At 67.3% G+C, this 19883-nt stretch carries 19 protein-coding genes; 13 read left to right on the plus strand and 6 right to left on the minus strand.

Annotated elements, in window-relative coordinates:
* Positions 1 to 25 precede the first annotated feature (25 nt).
* Positions 26 to 1000, minus strand: a complete 975-nt coding sequence (locus AC6HZP_RS01155; protein WP_497525057.1) for an isopenicillin N synthase family dioxygenase — start codon at positions 998 to 1000, stop codon at positions 26 to 28.
* A gap of 112 nt (positions 1001 to 1112) precedes the next feature.
* Between AC6HZP_RS01155 and AC6HZP_RS01160 the strand changes: the two genes are divergently transcribed.
* A complete protein-coding gene (locus AC6HZP_RS01160) occupies positions 1113 to 2168 on the plus strand; it encodes a heparan-alpha-glucosaminide N-acetyltransferase (RefSeq protein WP_497525058.1) in 1056 nt (351 codons plus the stop codon).
* Between the two features lie 15 nt (positions 2169 to 2183).
* Positions 2184 to 3299 (plus strand): mannitol dehydrogenase family protein, encoded by a 1116-nt coding sequence (locus tag AC6HZP_RS01165; RefSeq protein ID WP_497525059.1) that lies wholly within the window; start codon positions 2184 to 2186, stop codon positions 3297 to 3299.
* A 653-nt stretch (positions 3300 to 3952) separates the two neighbouring features.
* Here AC6HZP_RS01165 and AC6HZP_RS01170 read toward each other — a convergent pair.
* Positions 3953 to 4921, minus strand: coding sequence for an NAD-dependent epimerase/dehydratase family protein (locus tag AC6HZP_RS01170; RefSeq protein WP_201401699.1), 969 nt, complete (start codon positions 4919 to 4921; stop codon positions 3953 to 3955).
* Between the two features lie 139 nt (positions 4922 to 5060).
* Here AC6HZP_RS01170 and AC6HZP_RS01175 point away from each other — a divergent pair, with 139 nt between their 5' ends.
* The 5 genes from AC6HZP_RS01175 to AC6HZP_RS01195 all read left to right on the plus strand — a co-directional run bounded on the left by AC6HZP_RS01175 (position 5061) and on the right by AC6HZP_RS01195 (position 9518).
* Positions 5061 to 5534 carry an RrF2 family transcriptional regulator gene (locus AC6HZP_RS01175; protein ID WP_201401700.1) on the plus strand — a complete coding sequence of 158 codons (474 nt, stop codon included), beginning with the start codon at positions 5061 to 5063 and terminating at the stop codon, positions 5532 to 5534.
* Between the two features lie 160 nt (positions 5535 to 5694).
* Positions 5695 to 6672 carry a sulfate ABC transporter substrate-binding protein gene (locus AC6HZP_RS01180; protein WP_497526716.1) on the plus strand — a complete coding sequence of 326 codons (978 nt, stop codon included), beginning with the start codon at positions 5695 to 5697 and terminating at the stop codon, positions 6670 to 6672.
* A gap of 9 nt (positions 6673 to 6681) precedes the next feature.
* Complete coding sequence (cysT, locus tag AC6HZP_RS01185; protein WP_497525060.1) at positions 6682 to 7530, plus strand: sulfate ABC transporter permease subunit CysT; 849 nt, start codon at positions 6682 to 6684, stop codon at positions 7528 to 7530.
* Positions 7523 to 8416: a sulfate ABC transporter permease subunit CysW gene (gene cysW, locus AC6HZP_RS01190; RefSeq protein WP_371812791.1), complete on the plus strand. Its 894-nt coding sequence runs from the start codon at positions 7523 to 7525 to the stop codon at positions 8414 to 8416. Before cysT ends, cysW begins: the two co-directional genes overlap by 8 nt.
* Before the next feature lie 64 nt (positions 8417 to 8480).
* Positions 8481 to 9518 (plus strand): sulfate/molybdate ABC transporter ATP-binding protein, encoded by a 1038-nt coding sequence (locus tag AC6HZP_RS01195; protein ID WP_497526717.1) that lies wholly within the window; start codon positions 8481 to 8483, stop codon positions 9516 to 9518.
* Between the two features lie 231 nt (positions 9519 to 9749).
* Here the strand turns inward: AC6HZP_RS01195 and AC6HZP_RS01200 are convergent, their stop codons facing one another.
* Positions 9750 to 11459, minus strand: coding sequence for an MFS transporter (locus AC6HZP_RS01200; RefSeq protein ID WP_497525061.1), 1710 nt, complete (start codon positions 11457 to 11459; stop codon positions 9750 to 9752).
* 270 nt (positions 11460 to 11729) lie between these two features.
* On the opposite strand from AC6HZP_RS01200, the gene AC6HZP_RS01205 reads away from it, so the two are divergent.
* Entirely contained in the window at positions 11730 to 12425 is a 696-nt protein-coding gene (locus tag AC6HZP_RS01205; protein WP_497525062.1) for a D-lyxose/D-mannose family sugar isomerase, read from the plus strand.
* On the opposite strand, the gene AC6HZP_RS01210 is transcribed toward AC6HZP_RS01205, so the two are convergent.
* Positions 12422 to 13201, minus strand: coding sequence for a DUF1428 domain-containing protein (locus AC6HZP_RS01210; protein WP_497525063.1), 780 nt, complete (start codon positions 13199 to 13201; stop codon positions 12422 to 12424). The two genes, AC6HZP_RS01205 and AC6HZP_RS01210, sit on opposite strands and share 4 nt — an antisense overlap.
* Before the next feature lie 104 nt (positions 13202 to 13305).
* On the opposite strand from AC6HZP_RS01210, the gene AC6HZP_RS01215 reads away from it, so the two are divergent.
* Complete coding sequence (locus AC6HZP_RS01215) at positions 13306 to 13752, plus strand: MarR family winged helix-turn-helix transcriptional regulator (RefSeq protein ID WP_201401704.1); 447 nt, start codon at positions 13306 to 13308, stop codon at positions 13750 to 13752.
* A gap of 81 nt (positions 13753 to 13833) precedes the next feature.
* Here AC6HZP_RS01215 and hmuQ read toward each other — a convergent pair whose 3' ends face one another.
* Together hmuQ and AC6HZP_RS01225 are read right to left on the minus strand one after the other, a co-directional pair.
* Positions 13834 to 14142, minus strand: coding sequence for a heme-degrading protein HmuQ (gene hmuQ / locus AC6HZP_RS01220; RefSeq protein ID WP_201401705.1), 309 nt, complete (start codon positions 14140 to 14142; stop codon positions 13834 to 13836).
* Positions 14143 to 14314: 172 nt separating this feature from the next.
* The gene (locus tag AC6HZP_RS01225; RefSeq protein ID WP_201401706.1) at positions 14315 to 16456 is read right to left on the minus strand and encodes a TonB-dependent receptor domain-containing protein; all 2142 of its coding nucleotides are present in this window, start codon (positions 16454 to 16456) and stop codon (positions 14315 to 14317) included.
* Positions 16457 to 16758: 302 nt separating this feature from the next.
* Between AC6HZP_RS01225 and hemP the strand changes: the two genes are divergently transcribed.
* The 4 genes from hemP (at position 16759) to AC6HZP_RS01245 (ending at position 19867) form a co-directional block, all read left to right on the plus strand.
* Positions 16759 to 16920: a hemin uptake protein HemP gene (gene hemP, locus AC6HZP_RS01230; protein ID WP_497525064.1), complete on the plus strand. Its 162-nt coding sequence runs from the start codon at positions 16759 to 16761 to the stop codon at positions 16918 to 16920.
* A gap of 8 nt (positions 16921 to 16928) precedes the next feature.
* Complete coding sequence (locus AC6HZP_RS01235; protein ID WP_497525065.1) at positions 16929 to 17927, plus strand: heme/hemin ABC transporter substrate-binding protein; 999 nt, start codon at positions 16929 to 16931, stop codon at positions 17925 to 17927.
* 11 nt (positions 17928 to 17938) lie between these two features.
* Positions 17939 to 19006, plus strand: coding sequence for a FecCD family ABC transporter permease (locus AC6HZP_RS01240; RefSeq protein ID WP_497525066.1), 1068 nt, complete (start codon positions 17939 to 17941; stop codon positions 19004 to 19006).
* Between the two features lie 75 nt (positions 19007 to 19081).
* Complete coding sequence (locus tag AC6HZP_RS01245; RefSeq protein ID WP_497525067.1) at positions 19082 to 19867, plus strand: heme ABC transporter ATP-binding protein; 786 nt, start codon at positions 19082 to 19084, stop codon at positions 19865 to 19867.
* Positions 19868 to 19883: the final 16 nt, after the last annotated feature.

The raw sequence follows: 19883 nt of genomic DNA on the forward strand, positions 1-19883 counted from the left end.
TGAGGGCCTGCCAGGGCGAAAATGCCTACATCTTCACCACGGTCGAGCGGAATTTCGACGCGAGGTACTCGCCGGAGCCGACCGGCGGGTATTTGGCCGTCTCGCCTTCTCTCACGCAGGTCGGGATGCAGGCGATCTCGGCGTCCCAGTTCGGCTGGTGGAAGAAGGCCATCGACTGGCGCCGGGCCGAGCGGCCGAGGTCGCGCGGCGGGATGGTGACGCGGTGCAGCGTCGACTTCCACTGGTCGTTGGTCCAGCGCTGCATCAGATCGCCGATGTTGATGACGAAGCTGTCCGGGATTGCCGGAACACGGTGCCACTCGCCGTCGAGGCCCAGCACTTCCAGGCCGCCCGGCGCGTCTTCCTGCATCAGGATGGTGATCGAGCCATAGTCGGAATGCTCGCCGGCGCGCAGCTGTCCGGGGACCGGATCCTCCGTCAGGTCGGGGTAGTTCAGCAGCCGCAGCGCGCTCGCCTCATGGTCTATGAAGCGGTCGAAATAGGTTTCCTCGAGGTCGAGCGCGAGGGCGAAGAAGCGCATGATGCGGCCGGCCAGCGCCGACATCTCGCGATAATAGGCCTGCGTCGCGACGCGGAATTCATCGCCGCCGAGCGGCCAGGGATTGGCCGAGAAGACGAAGGCCTCGGCGTCGTCGGCGGGCTTGTGGTCGAGGCGCTGGAAGGCGGACGGGCCGAAGGAGAAGGTCTCCTTCAGATCGGCCGGCTTGGTCTGGCCGAGCGAGGCGGCGAGCGTCTCGCCCTTGACCGGACTGTAGCCATAGGGATAGCCCGGATAGGGCATGACGGCGGAGAGCTTCTCGTCGAGCGGGCGATCGAAATAGGCGCGGGCCGCGTCCCAGCCGCGTTGCACGACGGCGCGGTCGGCGCCATGACCGGTTATGAGAAAGAAGCCCGTCTCGCGACAGGTGCGGCCGATCGCGTCGGCGATGGCGCGGGAGCCTCGGGGATCGGAGAGATCGATGACTGGGATGATAGACATGGATTTCCTGGCGGCATGACTAAATTGCAGGTTGAGACTACGAACCTCCCGCAGCCTTGGAAACCGTCAATCGGCGCAGATCGCCGATGCGGGATTGTCCGGGAGATTGCTCATGAATGAGGCAGCGGCCACGGCCGTGGAAGCGCAGCCGGGAGCCCCGGCGACGGCCGCCCGTTCGTCGCGGATCGCCGCGCTCGACGTCGCCCGAGGCGTGGCGCTGGTCTGCATGGCGATCTTCCACAGCGCCTGGGACGTCGCCTTCCTGCATCTCGTCCGCTTCGATCCCGGCGCCTCGATCGGCTGGATCGTCTTCGCCCGCGCCATCGCCGGCTCCTTCCTGATGCTGGTCGGCATCAGCCTCGTGCTCTCGGTCCGCAACGGCTTCCGCCCGAGGCCGTATTGGATCCGGCTGGCGATGATCGTCGCGGCGGCGGCGCTGGTGTCGCTCGCCACCTATTTCGTCATGCCGGAAGGCTGGATCTTCTTCGGCATCCTGCACCAGATCGCGCTCGCCAGCGTGCTGGGCCTCCTCTTCCTGCGGCTGCCGCCGCGCGGGATCTTCCTCGCCGCCGTCGCCGTCTTCGCGCTGCCGTTCTTCTTCCGCTCCGGCATCTTCGCGCAACCGGCGCTCTGGTGGGTCGGCCTCGCGCCGAAGCCGCCGGCTTCGTTCGATTATGTGCCTCTCTTCCCCTGGTTCGGCGTCGTGCTGTTCGGCATGGCGGCGGCGAAGCTCGGCGTCGCGCTCGGCTGGGACAAATGGCTTGCCGCCTGGCAGCCACGCCTCGCGCCCGCGCGCTGGCTCGCCTTTGGCGGCCGCCATTCGCTCGCCGTCTACCTGATCCACCAGCCGATCCTCTATGCGATCTTCTTCGGCCTCGCCGCCGTCTTCGCACCGAACGCGGCCGAGAACGACGCCCGTGCCGATTGCGTCGACCGCTGCGTCGCGATCGGCAAGAGCGAGGCCGATTGCCAGACCTATTGCGGCTGCGTGTTCGGCGATCTCAAGGACAAGAAGCTGACCGCCCCGTTCCTGGCCCGCACGCTGAACGACGACCAGACGACGCGGCTGCAGGAAACGATCGCCGTCTGTTCCGCCACGACCTTTCCCCCCGTCGACGAGACGCCGGACGCGGCGCCGCAGCAGCAGCAGCAGCAGCAGCAGCAGTAGATTTCGAGGATCCCGATGACCGACCCCGTCCGCACGCCGATCGTCCAGTTCGGCACCAGCCGCTTCCTGCAGGCGCATGCCGATCTCTTCCTGTCCGAGGCGCGTGGCCTCGGCCAGGATGTCGGCCCCGTCACCATCGTGCAGACGACGGCCTCCGGCGCCCGTTCCGGCCGGCTCAAGGCGTTCGACGGCACGCCGATCCCGATTGTTATCCGCGGCATCGAGGCGGGCGCCCAGGTCGAGCGCACGGCCGAGGTCACCTGCCTGGTGCGCGGCCTCTCGGCGGTGGAGCAATGGGATGAAGTCGAGCGGATCGTCGTCGAGGAAGCGGAGATCCTGATCTCCAACACGTCGGATGCCGGCTTCGCGCTGGTCGAGGGCGAACGCCTCGGCGCCGGCGTGCCGCGGTCGTTTCCGCTGAAGCTCCTGAAGCTGCTCGCCGCGCGGCACGCCGCCGGCGGGGCGCCGCTGACGCTGCTGCCCTGCGAGCTGATCCCGCATAATGGCGACGTGCTGAAGGCGCTGTTGCAAAAGCTTGCCGTCGAGAACGGTCTTTCGGAAGAATTTCGCGCCTGGCTCGGCGCCTGCGTCTTCGCCAATTCGCTGGTCGACCGCATCGTCTCCGAGCCGATCGAGCCGGCCGGCGCGGTGGCCGAGCCCTATGCGCTCTGGGCGATCGAGAAGCAGCCGGGCCTCGTCGCGCCCTGCATCCACCCGAATGTGCTGATGGTTGACGATCTCGCCCGCTATGAGCGCTTGAAGCTCTTCATCCTCAATCTCGGCCACACGGTGCTCGCCGAATGGTGGCGGCAGGAGGGCCGGAGCGAGGGCGAGCTGGTGCGCGAGATCGTCGCCGACCCGGCGCTGAGGGCACGGCTCGACGCCGTCTATGACGAAGAGGTGCTGCCGATCTTCGCCGCCGGCGGCGTCGCCGAGGCGCCTTCCTATCGCGCCAGCGTGCTGGAGCGCTTCGAGAACCCGTATCTGGCGCACCGTTTGGCCGAGATCTTCGGCAACCACGCCGAGAAGAAGCGCCGCCGCATCGGCGGCCTGCTCGCCTGGAAGCAGGCGATCGGCCTCGACCTCAAGACGCCGAAGCTCGACGGGATTTTGGCGTCCGACATCGGGTGAGGGGGGCGATCGGTCGTCGAGACCTTCTCCCAAACTCCACCATCATCCTGAGGTATCAGGCGAAGCCGGGCCTCGGAGGAGGGGCCAGGGAGCACTCCGCTGGATCCTCCTTCGAGGCTTCGCTCGCGCGAAGCACCTCAGGATGATGGCGGAGCGGCGGGCCGGATCGAGATTCCCCATGCCTCGGCCCCTGTGGATCCCTGCTTTCGCAGGGATGACGGCGAACGTGGGGTGACGGTGGAGCCAGGGATGACGGGAGTCGTCGGGGTGGCGGCGAGCGCCTCGAGGCGATCCCCCAACGGGTGAGGGGGGTGTCCCCTTTCAGCGAGGGGAGCGCGTCTCTCGCTGCGGCCAGAATTGGCTCCGGCGTCACCCCACGCTCGCCGTCATCCCGGGCTTGACCCGGGATCCATTTCCGCCGGGTTGTGTCACGTGAAACGCCCCATGCTCCGGCCCCTGTGGATCCCTGCTTTCGCAGCGATGACGGGGAGGGTGGGATGACGGCGGAGCCAGGTGACGGCAGCGGCGAGCGCCGGTTGATGGCGCATGGAACGACGGGAGCGTGGATCGCCGATCCCGGCAATCCGGACGTCAGCGATCCCCAATAACGGCCAACGAGGTCGACCGCCAGCAGCCGGCCGAACCCGCCTTGCCTACCGCGCGTTATACCCGCGGTACCATTCGACGAAGCGGTCCATGCCCTCGTCGATCGAGGTCTTCGGCTGGAAGCCGAGTGTGTCGGCGGAGAGCTGGATGTCGGCGAAGGTCGCCTCGACGTCGGCCTTGCGCATCGGCTCGAAGCGGATCTCGGCCTTGCGGCCGGTCGCCCGCTCGATCGTCGCGATGAAGTCCATCAGCGGCACCGGCTGGTTGTTGCCGAGGTTGAAGATGCGGGTCTCGCCCGGCTCCGGCGTCCGGTCGACGGCGCCGAGGACGCCGGCGACGATGTCGTCGATATAGGTGAAGTCGCGCTGCATGCGGCCGTGGTTGAAGACCGAGATCGGCCGGCCGTCGAGAATGGCGCTGGTGAACAGCCACGGCGCCATGTCGGGCCGGCCCCAGGGGCCGTAGACCGTGAAGAAGCGCAGGCCCGACGAGGCGACGCCGTGCACATGCGCGTAGGAATGGGCGATCAGCTCGCCGGCGCGCTTGGTGGCGGCGTAGAGCGAGGCCGGGCGATCGGTGCGGTCGCTCTCGCGGAACGGCACGTCCTCGTTGAGGCCATAGACCGAGGAGGACGAGGCGTAGACGATGTGGCGCAGCCGCGGCAGGCGCCGCGCCGCCTCGAACATCACCACCTGGCCGGTGACGTTGGCGTCGGCATAGGCGAGCGGGTTCTCGATCGAATAGGCGACGCCCGCCTGGGCGGCCAGGTGCACGACCGTCTCGATGTCGGCATGGGTGGAGACGAGCCGCTCCATCGCCGCCATGTCGCTGATCGACGCCTCGACGAACTCGAAATGCCGGTGCGCCTGCAGCCGGTCGAGCCGGGCGTGCTTCAGCGCCGGGTCGTAATAGGCGTTCAAATTGTCGATCCCGATCACCGCGTCGCCGCGTTCGAGCGCCGCCCGCGCGACATGCGAGCCAATGAAGCCTGCGACACCGGTGATGAGCATTTTCATGCCTCCGGCTTAGCCGATTTTCGACTTGCCACAAAGACGGTGCACGCGGGAAAATCGACACGCGTTTCATTCCGCGCGGCGATCCGCTATGACTGGCCAGGCGCGGACGGATGGTGCGCGAGGGAATGCTGGACGTCGCATGATTTCCCAGAAGGCCAAATACGCTTTCAAGGCGCTGATTCATCTGGCTCGGCAGCCGAGCGGGCAGACCACCCAGATCGACGAGATCGCCCGCGAGGCCGGTGTGCCGCGCAAGTTTCTCGAACACATCCTGCTCGACCTGAAGCATCGCGGCATCATAGCCAGCCGGCGCGGCCGGTCGGGCGGCTACGCCATGATCAAGCAGCCGGGCGACGTGACGATCGGCGCGGTGCTCCGCGCCATCGACGGTCCGATCGCGCCCTTGCCCTGCATTTCCCGTACGGCCTACCAGCCTTGTGCCGATTGTCCTGACGAGACAGCGTGCGCGGTTCGTCGGATGTTTGCCGGACCCTATGCGACCCAGCTCCAGGCGTTCGAGGCGGCGACGCTGGCGGATGCGCTGAGCGGCGACATCGCGCCGGACGACCCGGGCCGGGATCGTGAGTTCGTTTCTGCAGGCGACGGGTTATAGGAAGAATTTTCTAGTGCGCCGGTCGTAGAAGGCGTCCGGTGGTTTGAAATTGTCGTTCGCCTGTGTCGAGATAGTGACATCATCGATCAGGGAGCACACGATGGTTCGCCCACCTTTTTCGCTCGCACGACATATCCGCCCCGCTGTCGCCGCCGTTGCGATGGGGCTGGCCATGATCGCGGCGCCGGCCATGGCCGACGTCCAGCTGCTCAATGTCAGCTATGATCCCACCCGCGAATTGTACAAGGCCTACAACGCCGCCTTCGCCGAGCACTGGAAGAAGGAGACGGGCGAGACCGTCACCATCCAGCAGTCGCATGGCGGCTCCGGCAAGCAGGCCCGCTCCGTCATTGACGGGCTCGACGCCGACGTCGTGACGCTGGCGCTCGAAGCCGACATCGACGCCATCGTCAAGGAAAGCGGCAAGATCAAGCCGGACTGGCGCGGACGCCTGCCGCACAATTCCTCGCCCTATACCTCGACGATCGTCTTCCTGGTCCGCAAGGGCAATCCGAAGGAGATCAAGGACTGGAATGACCTGATCAAGGACGGCGTCGAGGTGATCACGCCGAACCCGAAGACCTCCGGCGGCGCCCGCTGGAACTATCTCGCCGCCTGGGCCTACGCCAACAAGGCGTTCGGCAATGACGAGGCGAAGACCAAGGAATTCGTCGGCCAGCTGTACCGGCACGTGCCGGTCCTCGACACCGGCGCCCGCGGCTCGACCACCACCTTTGCCCAGCGCGGCATCGGCGACGTCCTGCTCGCCTGGGAGAACGAAGCCTTCCTGGCGCTCGAGGAGCTCGGCCCCGACAAGTTCGACATCATCGTGCCGCCGCTCTCGATCCTGGCGGAACCGCCGGTCGCCCTCGTCGACGGCAATGTCGACACCAAGGGCACCCGCAAGGTGGCCGAGGCCTATCTCGACTATCTCTACTCGGCCGAGGGCCAGAAGATCGCCGCGGCCAACTACTACCGGCCGTCCAAGCCGGAGCTCGTCGAGCCCGCCGCGCTTGAGCGCTTCCCGAAGATCGACCTCGTGACCATCGACGATCCGCAGTTCGGCGGATGGGCGAAGGTCCAGCCGGAACATTTTGGCGACGGTGGCATTTTCGATCAGATCTACAAGCCGAACTGACGGGATAAGATGGCCGCAACGACCATCGCATCGGTCCGGAAGTCGAGCGTCATCCCGGGTTTCGGGTTGGCGCTCGGCTTTACCCTGACCTATCTCAGCCTCATCGTGCTGATCCCGCTGGCCGCCCTGTTCTGGCGCTCGACCAGCGCCGGCCCGGCCGAATTCCTCCGTGTCACCACCGACCCGCGCACGCTGGCGGCGCTGCGCCTCTCCTTCACCACCTCCTTCGTGGCGGCGCTCGTCAACCTCGTCTTCGGCATGATCCTGGCCTGGATCCTGGTGCGCTACAGCTTTCCCGGCCGGCGCCTGATCGACGCGGTGATCGACCTGCCCTTTGCGCTGCCGACGGCGGTCGCCGGCATCGCGCTGACCACGCTCTATGCGCCGAACGGCTGGATCGGCTCGCTGCTGCAGCCTCTCGGCATCCGCGTTGCCTATACCCAGACCGGCATCATCATCGCGCTGATCTTCATCGGCCTGCCCTTCGTCGTGCGCAGCGTCCAGCCCGTGCTGGAGGATCTGAACCGCGAGGTCGAGGAGGTCGCGGCGACGCTCGGCGCGTCGCGGCGGCAGACGGTGCGCCGGGTGGTCATGCCGGCGTTGCTGCCCGCGCTCCTGACCGGCTTCGCGCTCGCCTTCGCCCGCGCCGTCGGCGAATATGGCTCGGTCATCTTCATCGCCGGCAACAGCCCCTACAGGACCGAGATCGCGCCGCTGCTGATCGTCATCAAGCTGGAGGAGTTTTCCTATTCCGGCGCCACGACGATCGCCGTCCTGATGCTGATCGCGTCGTTCCTGATCCTGCTCGTGATTCACCTGATCCAGACCTGGAGCCGGCGGAGATATGGCGATGTCTGACGGCGCCTTCACCACCGCCCGCCTGCCGGGCGCCGCGGCGGTCCGCTTCCGCCCGGTGACAATGGAGCGCCGGCGCGTCCGCGTTGCGCTCATCCTCGTCTCGCTGGCCTTTCTCGGCCTGTTCCTCGTGCTGCCGGTGCTCGCCGTCTTCGTCGAGGCGCTGCGGGGCGGCCTGCCGGCCTATTGGGAGGCGATCTTCGAGCCGGACGCGGCGGCGGCGATCCGCCTGACGCTGCTGGTCGCGGCGATCTCGGTGCCCTGCAACCTCGTCTTCGGCCTGGCGGCGTCCTGGGCGATCGCCAAGTTCGATTTCAGGGGCAAGAGCCTGCTCAACACGTTGATCGACCTGCCTTTCTCGGTCTCGCCCGTGATCGCCGGCCTGATCTACATCCTGATGTTCGGCTCGCACAGCATCCTCGGCCCCTGGCTGAAGAGCGAGGGCATCCAGATCATCTTCGCCGTGCCCGGCATCGTGCTGGCGACGATCTTCGTCACCTTTCCCTTCGTGGCGCGCGAGCTGATCCCGTTGATGGAGCAGCAGGGCCGGGGCGACGAGGAAGCGGCGCTGTCGCTCGGCGCGTCCGGCTTCCAGGTGTTCTTCCGCGTCACGCTGCCCAACGTCAAATGGGCGCTGCTCTATGGCGTGCTGCTCTGCAACGCCCGCGCGATGGGCGAATTCGGCGCGGTGTCCGTGGTTTCAGGCCATATTCGCGGCCTGACCAACACCATGCCGCTGCATGTCGAGATCCTCTACAACGAATACAATTTCGCGGCCGCATTCGCCGTAGCCTCGCTGCTGGCTCTGCTTGCCCTCTTTACACTGGTCGTCAAGTCGGTCTTGGAATGGCGTTATGCCGAAGAGATCGCCGCGACGCGCCGCCACTGAGGTAACTCAAATGAACGCGATCACCCCGATCGACCCGGGTGCGTCCGTAGCCCTTGGCGCGCCCATCGATGTGACGATCGAGAATGTCGAGAAGGCGTTCGGCGATACGCCGGCGCTGCATGGCGTCTCGCTCGACGTCAAGGCGGGCGAGCTCGTCGCCCTGCTCGGGCCGTCCGGCTCCGGCAAGACGACGCTGCTCCGCATCCTGGCCGGCCTCGACGCGCCGACCGCCGGCCGCGTGCTGTTCGGCGGCGAGGACGCGCTGGGGCTTCGCGTGCAGGACCGCAATGTCGGCTTCGTGTTCCAGCATTACGCGCTGTTCCGCCACATGACGGTGTTCGACAACATCGCTTTCGGCCTCACGGTGCGGCCGCGCGGCGAGCGGCCGGCCCGGGCCGAGATCCGCCAGCGCGTGCTGCATCTGCTCGATCTCGTCCAGCTCACCGGCCTCGACAAGCGCTATCCCTCGCAGCTTTCCGGCGGCCAGCGCCAGCGCGTCGCGCTGGCCCGCGCGCTCGCCATCGAGCCGCGCGTGCTGCTGCTCGACGAACCCTTTGGCGCCCTCGATGCCCAGGTTCGGAAGGACCTCCGCCGCTGGCTGCGCGAGATCCACGACCGCACCGGCCACACCACCTTCTTCGTCACGCACGACCAGGAAGAGGCGCTCGAACTCGCCGACCGCGTCGTCGTCATGTCGAAGGGCCGGATCGAGCAGGTCGGCACGCCGGACGAGATCTATGACGCGCCGGCGAGCCCGTTCGTCTTCGGCTTCATCGGCGAATCCTCCTTCCTGCCGGTGACGATCGTCGACGGCTCCGTGCAGCTCGATGGCGCGCCGCTCGATCTCGCCGCCCTCGGCACCCCGTCCGGTCCGGCCACGCTCGGCTTCCGGCCGCATGACGTCTCGATCGTCGAGGATGGCACGCCGGCGCTCACCGGCCAGATCGTCGCCGAGCGCCGGCACGGCGGCGCCAAGCGGCTCGAACTCGAGGTCGGTCCCGATCGCCATCGGGTCGAGATCGACATTTCGGTCGAACAGGCGCGCCAGGAAGGCGGCCGCGTCGCCTTCCGCCCGCATCGCTGGCGGATTTTTCCGCGCTGAGCGTTTTGCCTGTAATGCTGGGACACTTTTTCACCTCTCCCTGAGGGAGAGGTCGGCGGCCGAAGGCCGGCGGGTGAGGGTTTACGGCCTCACCGGATGGTTCCCTAAACCCTCACCCGGAGCTTCGCTCCGACCTCTCCCTCAGGGAGAGGTGAGGGAGAGCTTCCCCGCATCATGTCCGACGCCGAAGAACAGGCGCGGCCGTTGGGCCGCGCCGTGGTTTTTCCGATCCTATTCGGCCGGAACCGGGGCCGCCTCGCTCTCGGCATGCACGAACTTGCCGCCGGCGCCCCAGGACGCCGCCGCCGCGATCAGGTTCAGGATCATCGAGAAGGTGAAGGCGAAGACGAGGCCGTGCATGAACGGCGCCGCCATCAGATGCGGGAAGAAGGTCTTGCCGGTGATCTCGGCGACGCTGGCCGGCGGCAGGGTGGCCAGCACGTCCGGCGACAGCAGTTCGCCCATCGGGTTGTAGCCGAGGAAGGCGGCGAACAGGCTCGCCACCGCCGGCGCCGAGGCGGCGTGGTGGGCGACGGCCTGCGGCACTTGTTCAGCGATCAGCGCCGCTTCCATCGAGGCCGGCAATTGCTCGGTCAGGCCGAGGATCATCAGGCTGAAGAAGATGCCGATCGACAGCACCTGGCCGGCGTTCAGCGTCGTCGCCCGCATGCCGGCTGCCTGGCCGCGCTCGGCCGCCGGGACCGAATTCATGATCGCGGTCGAGTTCGGCGCCACGAACAGGCCGGAGCCGAGGCCGTTCAGGAACAGGAGCGCTGCGAACAGCGGATAGCTGAAATCGGGCGGCAGCATCATCAGCGCGGCGAAGCTCAGCGCGCCGATCAGCATGCCGCCGACCGCGAAGGGCCGCGCGCCGTGGTGGTCGGAGAGATAGCCGGAGACCGGGGTCGCGACGAGGAAGCCGACGGTGAGCGGCAGCATGAAGATACCGGCCCACAGCGGCGTCTCCTCGAAGGAATAGCCGTGCAGCGGCAGCCAGATCCCCTGCAGCCAGATGATCAACATGAACTGCAGGCCGCCACGGCCAATCGAGGCGGTGAGGCTCGCGAAATTGCCGAGCGAGAACGGCCGGATCCGGAACAGCCTCAGGTCGAACATCGGGAAGGCCACCCGGCTTTCGACGACGAGGAAGGCGACGATCAGCGCCAGTCCGACGCCGATGAGCGTGAGCACTTCCGGGCTTCCCCAGGCCATGGCCGAGCTGCCATGCGGCTGGATGCCCTCGGTGATGCCGATCAGCACGAGGATCAGGCCGACGCCGAAGGTGATGTTGCCGGCCCAGTCGACCGGGCGACGGCGCGGCGTCGTGCGGTCCTTCAGCTTCCAGTAGGCCCAGGCCGTGCCGACGACGCCGAACGGCACGTTGATCCAGAACACCAGCTGCCAGTCGATGTCGGCGAGCAGCCCGCCGATCAGGAGGCCGATGAACGAGCCGCCGATCGCCGCCACCGTGTTGATGCCGAGCGCCAGACCGCGCTGGTCCTGCGGGAAGGCGTCGGTGAGGATGGCGGTGGAGTTCGCCATCAGCATGGCGCCGCCGACGCCCTGGATGACGCGGACGCCGATCATGTACCAGGCGGCGAGCGCGCCGCCGCCGCTCGGGATCAGGCTGAGCGCGACCGCGCAGACGGTGAAGATCAGGAAGCCCAGATTGTAGACCCGGGCGCGGCCGAGCGCGTCGCCGAGCCGGCCGAAGGTCACCACCAGCACCGAGGTCGCGACCATGTATCCCATGATCGACCAGAGCAGGATGTTGACGTTGGAGGGCTCGAGCGGGCGGAGGCCGACGCCGCGGAAGATCGCGGGCAGGCTGATCAGCAGGATCGAGCCGTTGATCGACGCGGCGAGCATGCCGAGCGTCGTGTTGCTGAGGGCGACCCATTTGTAATTCGCCGGGCGCGCGGCGGGATGTTCGGCTGGCATCTGTTGGCCCCGAGGGGCCTTTTTGGGGTCCGCCCGCGGCAAGGCGGACGAACGGCAGAAAGCGCACCCTAATTGACAGGATCGAATGATAGTAAGCGATGCTTACCTAACCACCGATAGGCCCGCGGGTTGCCCGATCGCAAGGCTTCTCGAATCAAAATCTCGTGACGACCGCGCCCGCCGGGGCGGCCGTCCGGATCCGGCTTCCGCATTCGCGGTCGAGGCCCTAGTCTGGCCGCTCATGAGGCAACGACGGCGGAGGAAAACGGCATGAAGCGATCGCGCGTCAACGAGATCCTGCTGCAGGGGGACGAGTTCATCCGCTCCTTCGGCTATGCGATGCCGCCCTTCGCCTACTGGACGCCGGCCGAATTTCGCGCCCGCCGCGCCGAGGCGCGGGGCCTGATCGACGCCCGCCTCGGCTGGGACGTCACCGATTTCGGCTCGGAGAAATTCGATGCGGTCGGCCTGTTCCTGTTCACCGTGCGCAACGGCAACGCCGCCGATCTCGCCGCCGGGCGGGGCATGCTCTACGCCGAGAAGATCATGATCGCCCGCAAGGACCAGGTGACGCCGATGCACCGGCACGGGGTCAAGGCCGAGGACATCATCAATCGCGGCGGCGGCACGCTGGTATTGCAGCTCTTCGGGTCGGATGCGGAAGGGGCGCTCGATCGCGAGGCCGGCGCCACCGTGCCGGTCGACGGCATCGTCCGCAGCCTGCCGGCCGGCGGCATCCTGAAGCTGGAGCCGGGCGAGAGCGTCACGCTCATCCCCGGCGTCTGGCATACCTTCTGGGGCGAGGGCGCCGACGTGCTGGTGGGCGAGGTCTCGACCGTCAATGACGACCGGACCGACAACATCTTCGCCGATCCGGTCGGCCGCTTCGCAGAGATCGAGGAGGACGAGGATCCCGTCCACCTGTTGGTGGCGGATTACGACGCCTGGCTCGGCGAACCGAGCTAGTTCCGGAGATCGAGCAGCGGCATAAAGCCGCCATAGATCATGCGCTGGCCGTCGAACGGCATCTTCATCGAGTCCGACTGCATGCGCGGATCGGCCATGATCTTCTCCCAGCCGGCGACGCGGGCCTCCTTGGAGGGCCATTCGATCCAGGAATAGACGACCGCCTCGTCCGGCTTGGCCTGAACGGCGCGGCGGAAATCCGTGACCTTGCCGTCCGGAACGTCGTCGGCCCAGGTCTCGACCACCCGCCTCGCGCCATGCTCGCGGAAGAGCGGCGCGGACTGGGCCGCGAAGGCGCGATAGGCTTCCTTGTTGGCTTGCGGCACGGCCATCAACGTTCCGTCGACATAGCCGGTGCCCGGGCCGCCCTGTCCATCCTCCAGGATGGCCTGGAAGCCGCCATAGATCATCCGCGTGGCGTCGAACGGCATGGTCGAGCCCATCGCCTCCATGCGCGGATCGCTCATGATCTTCCGGTTCGCCGCGTCGCGGGTGGCGCGGTCGGGATATTCGAACCAGGAGAACAGCACCACCTCGTCGTCCTTCGCCTGCACGGCGCGGCGGAAATCGGTGACCTTGCCGTCGGGGACGTCGTCGCCCCAGGTCTCGACCATGCGCGTCATGCCGAATTCCTTGAAGATCGCGTGCGCGTCGGCGGCGTGCTTTCGATAGGCTTCCTTGTTGGCGGCCGGCACGGCCGTCACGAATCCCTCGATATAGGGCATGGCGTTTTCCTCCTTGTCGGTGGCTTCCGGCGGGCGACCCGTCGCCTCCATCGTGGTGTTCCTCCGCGCGACCGGTCACGCGACACCCTGGGACAACGGCTGTCAGAGGCGATTGTTCACTTGACAATTTAGGTTGATATCAACATAAAAAGAGCATGTCAAATCCGGCCACCGTTCCGTTCGCGACGACCCTGCACGTCCGCGACCATTGCCTGTGCCTTGCAACCCAGCGGGCGGCCCGCGCTCTGGCGCGCCGCTTCGACGAGGCGCTGCGCCCGGTCGGGCTGACGAGCGGCCAGTTTTCGCTGCTGATGTCGCTGAACCGGCCGGAGCCGCCGTCGATCGGCGCGGTGGCGACGCTGCTCGCCATGGACCGCACCACGCTGACCGCCAATCTGAAGCCGCTGGAGCGCCAGGGGTTCCTGACGATCACGGTCGATCCTGCCGACCGGCGCGGCCGCCGGCTGGCGCTGACCGACGCCGGCCGGGCGGCGCTCGCGGCCGGCGTGCCGATCTGGACGCGGACCCATGCCGAGGTCGAGGCGCCGTTTGCGCCGGGCGAGGCGGACCGGCTGCGCGCGGGGCTGCTGGCGCTCGCCTGACGGGCGGCCAACAAAAAAGCCTCCGCCCCGGGGTGAGGGCGGAGGCTCGTATGGGGGCAAGAGCCCGGAGATGCCGGCGGGTCAGACGCCGTCGACGGACTTGAAGCCCTCGAAATTCGGGTGGCCGAGGAACATCGGCTTGCGGTCGCCGGCGCCGCGATGGGCGGCGCGGAACTGCTCCGACTTGGTCCAGGCGATGAAGTTCTCTTCCGTCTCCCAGACGGTGTGCGACGAGTAGAGGGTGTGGTCCTCGGCCTCGGCGCCCTTCAGGAGGTTGAAGGAGACGTAGCCTTCGAGCTCGTTCAGGTGACGCGGGCGCGTGCGCCAGACTTCCTCGAAGTCCGCTTCCATGCCCTTGATGACTTTGAAGCGGTTCATGGCGATGTACATGGTCGATCTTCCGTTTGCGTGCCGATGAGGTGCGTGAATAGAGGATGGATGCCCTATGGGGCAAAAAGGTGAGGAGGGACGACCGGAAACCGGCCTCCCCCCTCGCGTCTGTCCGTCGTCACCACACCGCCGGACAGACGTATCTCGTGCTTGGCCTATCGCGGGCCTGGCCTCAGAACTGCATCTTCGCCGTCAGCAGGAAGGTGCGGCCGCGGCCGGTATCCTTGAGCGCCGAACCCGTGTTGCCGGAGAGCGCCGGCTCATAGGTCTTGTCGAACAGGTTGGTCACGTTCGCCGACAGGTCGAGGCCGTTGTCGAACTTGTAGTTGGCGAAGGCGTCGACCAGCGTGTAGGGCGCCCAGTCGGTGTAGCTCGTATTGGGCTGACCGGCGCCGTTGCCGACTTCCGTCTGGCTGACATAGTTGACGCGACCGCCGACCGTGAGGCGCTGCTCCAGGAAGCGGGCGCCGCCGGTGACCGTCAGGACATTGTCCGGCATGAAGCTGACCGCGCCGAGGCCGTTGACCTGCGAGGGCAGGTCCGATTCGGCGTGGGTGTAGGCGATGCTGCCGAAGGCGAAGCCGGCGTCATAGGCGGTCTCGAGCTCGAAGCCCTGCAGCACCGACGATCCCGGATGGTTGATGAAGTAGGACTTGCCGCCGCCGAGGTTCACGCCGGTGATGTAGTTCTCGACGTTCTTGTAATAGTAGTTCGCCTTCAGGCGGAACATGTCCTTCTCGGTGAGAAGGCCGTTGCGCGTGATGTTGGCGCCGAATTCCCAGCCCTTCTGGATTTCAGGATCGAGATAGGGGTTCGGCGAGAAGCTGGTGCCGCCGCCCGGATGCGAGCCGCCCAGCATCGTCTCCTGGATGGTCGGCGGGCGGAACGACTGCGAATAGGTGATGTAGGGCTGCAGCCAGTCGTACGGATTGATCGCGATCGTCAGGCGGGGATCGAAGCGGCCATCCGACTGGTCGAGCTCCTGGCGGCCGACCGGCACGCCGGCGGGATTGCCCGCCACGGCGTCATAGGTGCCGTTGAGCGTGTAGAAGTCGTAGCGCAGGCCCGCGATGACGTCGACGATGTTGTACTTGAAGGTCGTCTCCGAGAACACGCCGCCGACCGAGCTCTTGCCGCTCGGATTCACGCCGCCGGCCTTGTTCGGATAGACGGTGTTGTAGGAATCGACCGTGTCGTGGAAATACTCGACGCCGTTGACGGTCGTGACCGCGACATTGCCGAGCGAGAAGTTCGACGTGTTGGCGATGTCGAAGCCGATGCCCTTGTCTTCGATCACGCGGCCGTTGCTGGTGTAGAAGGCGCCGTTCGGCGTGCCGGCGTAGATCGAGTCGCCATACTCCATCTTGACGTCGTTGTAGTAGACGTGGGCGGCGACGTTGACGAGCTCGCTGTCCGGGTCCCAGTTGACGCCGGCCGTGTAGGTGTTCGACTTCAGCTTCTGATTGTAGCTGTTGGCGGCGAAGTCGTTGTCATAGAGCACCGCGCCGAGATTGACCGTCAGGTCGTCGGTCGGCTTGAACTCGCCCTTGACCAGGCCGGAGAGCAGGTTCTGGAACGTGCCGGGTACTTCCGTGCCGTCGCCGTTCTTGTAGTTGTCGGGGTTCGAGTAGCTGATCGCGCCGGCGATCGCCGCGGCGCCGCCGGTCGAGCGCAGCGCGCCGGCCGCCATCTCGGAGAAGCCGACGTCGTTGCTGCCCCAGGTCAGCGTCGCGAGCGCGCCCCAGTTCTTGCCGTCCTTGATGATGTCGTCGACGCCGATGGTGCGGATGTTGGCGGAGCCCGCCAGCGCGCCGGCGCCGCCGGTCGTCGAGACCGCGCCGCGGGTGACATCCACGCCGGCGACCAGCGCCGGGTCGACATAGGCGAAGCCCTGCGCCTCATGGCCGGTGAAGCGGAAGTTCTGCCGCACGCCGTCGATCATCGTGTTGACGCGGCCCGAGCCCTCGAGGCCGCGGATGTTCACCGACAGGCCTGGGTTCTGGATGCTGTCGCGCGAAAACGTGCCGGGCATGGCGCGCAGCACGTCGCCGAGCTTGCGCTGGCCGAACAGGTCGATCTCGTCGGAGGAGGCGGAGCTGATCGGCGCCGGGGTCGTGAACGGGTTCTTCCAGCCGTCCTGCGAGGTCGTCGAGACGATCGGCGACAGGAAGCTCGACTCGCCCTTGGCGGCCTTCTTCTTCAGCTCCTCGTCCGTCTCGCCGCTGGCGGCGGCAGTGGCCGGCGTGGCGGCGGCCTGCGCCTTGGCGGCCGTGGCGGAGAAAGCGGAGAGAAGAGCGACGGCCGTTCCGGCCATCAGCCACGTCTTACGTCGAGCGACACGCATGCGAGCCCCATTGAATGCTGTGATGGGCCTGGCTGGCTGTCCGGGCTCGCGCTGATGTCGCGGAGCCGGCACTGGCGTGCTTGGCGGATTTCATCTCCCGGCCGCCCGCCGCGAATGCGGCGAAATCGGGGTCGGTGATGTTTCGCTTGCGGAGATACGAAAAGGTGAGTACCTCAGTCAACTAAATTGTTGCGAATTATTCGCAAGTTTAGAACCGATCAAAATTACCGCTCCCTTAGCAAGTAGGCGGGAAAGAGATGCAAGACATGCCCATGGTTGGATCTTCCCAGGACATCGCGCCGGCGGGTTCCGGACCGCGCGTCGTTTCCAGCGCCGATCTGCTCGAAGGAGCGCGTGAAATCATCATTCGCCATGTCGGCGAGGATTACCGGCTGCGCCTCACCCGGGCCGGCAAGCTGATATTGAACAAGTAGACGGGATCATGATGAAGCTCGCGCACACTTCCCCCCACCATGGCGCGGCGCGTTCGTTCGAGCGCTTCGCCAGCCGCCGTTTCCAGATCTTCTTCGGATTGGCCTTCGCCGTCGGCATCACCTTGAGCGCCATCGTCCAGACGGTCGCGGCGGAGCGGGTGATCGAGGACGCCACCGGCCGTTCGGTCAAGATCGGCACGACCGATCGCATCGTCACCATCGGCGGCGACATCACCGAGATCGTCTATGCGCTCGGCGCCGGCGACCGCGTCATCGCCCGCGACACCACCTCTTCCTACCCGGCCGAGGCGAACGCCAAGCCCGATATCGGCTATATGCGCGCGCTGTCGGCCGAGGGCGTGCTGTCGGTCAAGCCGGACCTGATCATCGCCGTCGAGGGTGCCGGGCCGAAGGACGCCATCGACCTGCTCGAATCGGCCTCGGTGCCGATCGTCATCGTGCCGGAGCGTCGCTCCGCCGACAGCATCGTCGCCAAGATCCGCCTGATCGCCGACATCCTCGGCAAGAAGGAGCAGGGCGACAAGATGGCCGATACGCTCGCCGCCCGCTTCGCCGTGCTCGAGACCGCCATCGGCAAGATCCCGGCGAACGAGCGCAAGAAGGCCGTATTCCTGATGAGCCTCAACGGCGGCAAGCCGATGGCCGCCGGCCACGACACCTCCGCCGATGCGATGATCCAGCTCGCCGGCGGCATCAACCCGATGGCGTCGGTCGAGGGCTACAAGCCCGCTTCCGACGAGGCGCTGGTCGCCGCCGCCCCGGAAGTCGTGGTGATGATGATCGGCCAGAGCGGTCCGCCGAAGCCGGAAACCGTGTTCGATTCGCCCGCTTTGCGCGCCACCCCGGCGGCGAAGAACCAGGCGCTGATCTCCATGGACGGCCTCTATCTGCTCGGCTTCGGGCCGCGCACGGCGGATGCGGCGCGCGATCTCGCGCATGCGCTCTATCCGTCGCTGGACCTGCCCGATTGGCCGGCAGCCGACTGATGAGCCTCGTCATGACAGCTCCGGTCGCAGGCGACCGGCGCGGCCGCGCCTTCGTGGTGACCTGCGCCCTCGTCGTGGTCCTGATCGTCGCTTCGGTCGCCTCGCTCTGCGTCGGCCCGTCGGGTCTCTCCACCGGCGAGGTGGCGGGCCTGCTCGCCGACGCGATGGCCGGCCGCTTCTCCGAGATCAACAGCGTCAACCACGTCATCCTGTTCGACATCCGCATCCCGCGCACGCTGCTCGGCGCGATGGTCGGCGCGTCGCTGGCGCTCGCCGGCGCGATGATGCAGGGCCTGTTCCGCAATCCGCTCGCCGATCCCGGCCTCGTCGGCGTGTCGTCGGGCGCGGCGCTCGGCGCGGTGCTCGTCATCGTGCTCGGCGGCGCCTTCCTTTCTCCGGTGATGGATTTCCTCGGCATCGGCGCGCTGCCGATTGCCGCCTTCTTCGGCGGTCTCGGCACGACGCTGCTGCTTTATTCGATCGCCACCCGGCAGGGCCGCACCTCGGTCGCCACCATGCTGCTGGCCGGCATCGCGCTCGGCGCCATCGCCGGCGCGATCACCGCCTATCTCGTCTTCCGCAGCAACGACTTCCAGCTGCGCGAGCTGACCTTCTGGTCGATGGGCGGCCTCGGCGGCGCGACCTGGAACAAGCTGGCCCTGGCGCTGCCCTTCATCATCGGCGTCTTCATCGCCATGCCGTTTACCGCACGTGGCCTGGACGCGCTGGTGCTGGGCGAATCGGAAGCGCGCCATCTCGGCTTCAACACCCAGTGGCTGAAGAGCCTGATCATCATGGTGGTCGCCCTCGCCGTCGGCGTGTCGGTGGCGTTCGCCGGCATCATCGGCTTCGTCGGCATCGTCGTGCCGCATGTGCTGCGCCTGGTGATCGGGCCGGAGCACCGCACGCTGCTGCCGGCGACGGCGCTGCTCGGCGCGACGCTCCTGATCGTCGCCGACATGATCTGCCGCACCATCGTCGCGCCGGCCGAACTGCCGATCGGCATCGTCACCGCCACGATCGGCGCGCCCTTCTTCCTGTCGATCCTGCTCAGGAAGCGCGGCGTGGTCGACCTGTAGGCCGGCCGAGACACATCAAGACCGAGCGGCGGCGCATCCGCCGCTCCCGTCCATTCCGAAACGCGGGGCGCCGCCATGCTCGAAGTCCAAGACCTGACCGTCCGCGCCGGCAAGCGCGCCATCCTCGACCGCGTGTCGCTCAAGGTTCGCCCGGGCGAGCTCACCGTCGTGGTCGGGCCGAACGGCGCCGGCAAGTCGACGATCATGAAGGCCGTGACCGGCGAGCTGCGCCCGGCCGAGGGCGTCATCACGCTGGACGGCCGCAACACCTCCGCCTATCCGGCCTACGAGATGGCGCGCCGCCGCGCCGTGCTGCCGCAGGCGTCGTCGCTGGCCTTTCCCTTCACGGTGCACGAGGTCGTCCGCCTCGGCACCAGCGGCGCGCTCAGCCCGGCCGACCGGGCGGCCCGCGTCGCCGCCGCGCTGATCCGCGTCGATCTGAACGGCTTCGGCGGCCGCTTCTTCCAGGAGCTTTCCGGCGGCGAGCAGCAGCGCGTGCATCTCGCCCGTGTGCTCTGCCAGGTCTGGGAGCCGGTCGTCGACGGCGTGCCGCGCTATCTGTTCCTCGACGAGCCGACGGCGAGCCTCGACCTGCGCCACCAGCTCCTCACCCTCGACACCGCCCGCGCCTTCGCGGCGGCCGGCGGCGGCGTCGTGGCGATCCTGCACGACCTGAACCTCGCGGCGCTCTATGCCGACAAGATCATCGTCGTCAGCGCCGGCCGCATCGCCGCCGACGGCACGCCGCGCGAGGTCCTGACCGATGCGATGATGCGCGAGGTGTTCGGCGTCAGCGTGCATGTCGGCGGCGTTCCGACCGACGCGCCCTTCATCCTGCCGCACACGGCGCGTGCGGCCTGAGCGCATCGTCACCTGT

Source organism: Kaistia sp. SLG-1, assembly GCF_059699055.1.